This window comes from Marinagarivorans sp. (assembly GCF_982758155.1).
The window spans coordinates 1-2082 of the sequence record NZ_CEXWTU010000409.1 but is presented as its reverse complement, the minus strand read 5'-3'; the positions used below and the strand labels follow the sequence as shown (position 1 = coordinate 2082).

The window sequence follows — 2082 nt, the reverse complement described above, 5'->3', positions numbered from 1 at the left end:
ATGGCTCGCTAAGATGATCTTGGCTGTTGCTAGCAATATCTTTTATGGCATTGGCTTGTTCTAATACGCGCTGTGCTTGTTGCACAATTTTCTCACCCACCGGCGTGGGATATACCCGAGATTTAGAGCGCTCAAAAATAGCCGTGTTGAGCTCTTCTTCTAGGCGTTTTACAGCCACGCTTAGTGTGGGTTGTGCCACATGGCAGCGATCGGCGGCGCGGCCAAAATGCTGCTCTTGTGCCAGCGTAACGATGTAGCGAAGCTCGGTTAACGTCATAAATGTGCAGCTCTGAATAGGGTTGTAATTGCCGGTAGCGGCTAGGTCTAGCCAATGGGTAGACCGGGAAAACTATTACACGTTCCATCTTAATAGATATTAGCAGGGTAATGAAATGACAAAGTCACAGATTGTATTTGCGGGGGCGGGTGATTTAGCGCTACGTGCCATGGATTTTTTGGCGGCACGAACAAATGATGTTCAATGTTTGGCGGTATCGCGCAGCGAAAAAACATTTGCTCATGCGTCGTTTTTGCAAGGTGACTTAACCCGTGAGACCACGTTAACCCAGATTCAGTCGTATCAACCGAAAGTAATTGTCGTCACCCTTGTGCCTAATGGCGAAGGCGCAGAAGGTTATCGCCGCGGTTATATCGAGCCGCTACAAGCATTAATTAATCATGTGCAGCAGTGGCAAATTAAGCCGTTGATTATTTTTGCTTCGAGCACGGGCGTTTACCATCAAACGCAGGGTGAAAGTGTTGATGAAGACAGTGCTACCGAGCCAACAGGTTATAGCGGCACTTGTATGTTGGAGGCCGAGCAATTGCTTATGAGTAGTAGCTTGTCCCATTGCATTGTGCGCTTAGGCGGTATTTACGGACCCGGTCGCGATTTTTTAATTCGGCAAGTGGAAGCCGGCAAAGGTGGTGGGCCAGATTTTACTAATCGCATACATCAAGAAGATGCCGGCCGCTGTTTAGGTTTTTTGGTCGAACAGTATCTTGCCGATAAAGCCCTGCCAGGCCTTTTGTTGGCTTGCGATAACGAGCCTGTGCCCTCGCAGCAGGTACGCGTTTTTATTGCCGAAAGGCTGCAGGTGGATAAAGACAGTTTAAAACCTTCGTCTTCGGGCCGTGGTGGCAATAAGCGTTGCATGAATGCTCGCTTGATGAGCCTAGGCTTTACGTTGAATTACCCGACTTACCGAGAAGGTTATGGGTATGTGGCGGGTTAATTAATGAGCGTTGAAGCCCTTAATCAGCAAGGTTTTTTACTGTTAAAGTCTGTAATTCCGGCATCGTATATAGATGCATTGCGATGCGATCACCAGAAGTTAAAGCCGTCGGAAAGGCAGGGTGGAATTCGAAATGCTGAAAAGGTATTAGCTAGTGTTAAAGGTATCGTTTCCAGTGTTGAAATTGTGCAATTACTTCAGCGGTATATGCCTAAGGTATTGAGTCACAGTGAGAATCATCGGTGCGAAACTGAGCCGACGCTGGTCAGAGCTATTTTGTTCGATAAAACACCGGAGAAAAATTGGCTAGTGGCCTGGCATCAAGATAAAACTGTATGCGTAACACATAAAAAAGATCTTCCGGGTTGGGGCCCTTGGAGCCTGAAGAATAAGGTGATTCATGTGCAGCCACCGTTGCCTGTTTTGGAGCAGCAATTAGCCTTAAGGATCCATTTGGATGCAGCCAATTTGGAAAATGGTTGTTTGAAGGTATTACCGGCTAGTCATCATAAAGGTTTAATTAATGAACGAGAAATTCCGGCTATGGATAAGGAATGTGCAGTGGCTTGCGAAGCCGAGGTGGGTGATGTTTTACTGATGAAACCGCACGTGCTTCATGCGTCAAGTAAAGCGCATAAACCGGTATCACGTAGGGTTTTGCATTTAGAGTTTTCGACCTATTGTTTACCCGAAGGGATGGGGTGGGCTACGTCCTTCTGATTGAACCCAATGAATATTTAAGGGGTGTACATAAAATAACTTCCCGTTTTTGAATTCCTGGGTGCAGGCTTTCCTTCGTTAAAAATATTTGCAATAGCCGGCTATTACGCCATATTTTCGCCTCGTC

General features: G+C 46.5%; 3 protein-coding genes. 2 read left to right on the top strand and 1 reads right to left on the bottom strand.

Features of this window, described 5'->3' with window-relative positions; translation table 11 throughout:
- Positions 1–277 (bottom strand): LysR family transcriptional regulator (locus AC3A8L_RS21475; protein ID WP_487964320.1); only part of this gene is annotated, 277 nt, incomplete at its 3' end.
- 115 nt (positions 278–392) lie between these two features.
- On the opposite strand from AC3A8L_RS21475, the gene AC3A8L_RS21470 reads away from it, so the two are divergent.
- Together AC3A8L_RS21470 and AC3A8L_RS21465 are read left to right on the top strand one after the other, a co-directional pair.
- A complete protein-coding gene (locus AC3A8L_RS21470) occupies positions 393–1235 on the top strand; it encodes an NAD(P)H-binding protein (protein WP_487964319.1) in 843 nt (280 codons plus the stop codon).
- Positions 1236–1238: 3 nt separating this feature from the next.
- Positions 1239–1955, top strand: coding sequence for a phytanoyl-CoA dioxygenase family protein (locus AC3A8L_RS21465; protein WP_487964318.1), 717 nt, complete (start codon positions 1239–1241; stop codon positions 1953–1955).
- The last annotated feature ends 127 nt before the right edge of the window (positions 1956–2082 follow it).

What these genes read in the sequence shown, in the direction of transcription:
- AC3A8L_RS21470 (WP_487964319.1), top strand. Translation starts at nt 393, where the DNA reads ATGACAAAGTCACAGATTGTATTTGCGGGGGCGGGTGATTTAGCGCTA.
- AC3A8L_RS21465 (WP_487964318.1), top strand. Translation starts at nt 1,239, where the DNA reads ATGAGCGTTGAAGCCCTTAATCAGCAAGGTTTTTTACTGTTAAAGTCT.